The organism is Streptomyces sp. SM1, assembly GCF_002910825.1.
GTDB lineage: Bacteria > Actinomycetota > Actinomycetes > Streptomycetales > Streptomycetaceae > Streptomyces > Streptomyces okerensis.
On sequence record NZ_NEUB01000320.1, the window covers coordinates 1 to 1,277 of the forward strand.

At 72.3% G+C, this 1,277-nt stretch carries 1 protein-coding gene and 1 pseudogene; both read right to left on the reverse strand.

Annotation, left to right across the window (positions count from 1 at the left end; translation table 11 throughout):
• On the reverse strand, positions 1 to 924 hold a 924-nt coding region (locus B9S61_RS07720), incomplete at its 3' end, for a serine/threonine-protein kinase (protein ID WP_181007288.1).
• Positions 925 to 1,033: 109 nt separating this feature from the next.
• A pseudogene (locus B9S61_RS07725) lies at positions 1,034 to 1,277 on the reverse strand (serine/threonine protein kinase); the annotation flags it as partial.

A 1,277-nucleotide genomic window follows, 5' to 3' on the forward strand; every position in this document is an offset into this window, starting at 1 on the left:
CGGTGCCCCGGCGGTCTGGGCGGGGCCGGTCGCCGGGACGGTCTCGCCCGTCTCCTCCTCCGGCTCGGTGTCCGGCTCGTCCACGTCCAGCGGCGGCATCCCCGCCAGCATCGGCAGCAGCTCCCGCAGCCGCGCGCCCAGCTCGGAGGCGCGCAGCCGGGACGCCGGGGCCTTCGCCAGGCACTGCACCAGCAGCTGCCACAGCTCGTCCGGGATGCCCGGGAGGGGGACGACCGTCTCGGTGACATGGCGGCGCAGCACCGCGCCCGGGTGGCCGCCGCCGAACGGCGTGAAGCCGGCGAGCAGCTCGTAGAGGACCGTGGCGAGGGCGTAGATGTCGACCGACGCGCGCGGGGGCAGGCCCTCGACGATCTCCGGGGCCAGATAGTCCGGCGTTCCGATGATCTTCGTGGCTCGGGTGCGGCGCGGGGTGTCGATGAGTTTCGCCACGCCGAAGTCGGTGAGCAGCGCGCGGTGCGAACCGCCGGGGCCGAGCGGGCCCTGCATGTCCAGCAGCACGTTCTCCGGCTTCACGTCCCGGTGCACGACCCCGGCCGCGTGCGCCGCCGCCAGTCCGTCCGCGACGTCGGCGACGATCGCCACCGCCGCCTCCGGTGCCAGCCGGCGCTCCCGGTCGAGGCGGGTGCGCAGGTCCGTACCCCGGACGAGGTCCATGACCAGCGCGAGATCGTTGCCGTCGACCACCAGATCGCGTACCGACACGATGTGCGGGTGTTCCAGGCCGAGCAGTGCCGTCCGCTCCCGCACGAAGCGGCCGACGAGCTCCTGGTCCGAGGAGAGATCCTCACGCAGCAGCTTGATGGCGACGGGCCCCTCGGGGCCCTCGCCCAGCCACACCGTGCCGGCGCTGCCCCGCCCGAGGATCTGGTGGGCGGTGTACCGGCTGCCGATTCTCCGTGCCAAGGCTGCTCCTACCGACGCGTGTTGTCGCCAAAGCTACGCGTCCGGGGAGCCGGCCTTCACCGGGGATACGGAAATCGACCCCCAGGTGTCGACAAATCAGCAAACAAGCTCAGTCCGAGCCGGCGGACGCCTGGGGCGCGTCGGGGCCGCCCAGGTCCTTGATCCAGCCCGTCACCGAGCCGAACCAGTCGCTGAGCTGTTCCCAGTAGCCCTTGCCGGTGCCGATCCAGCCCTGGAGCGGGCTCAGTTCCCACACCAGCCAGCCCGCGACGAACAGGATGACGAGCGTGAAGAAGCATCCCTTGAGACAGCCGAGGCCGGGGATGCGCATCGGGTTGGCGCTGCGCTGCCGC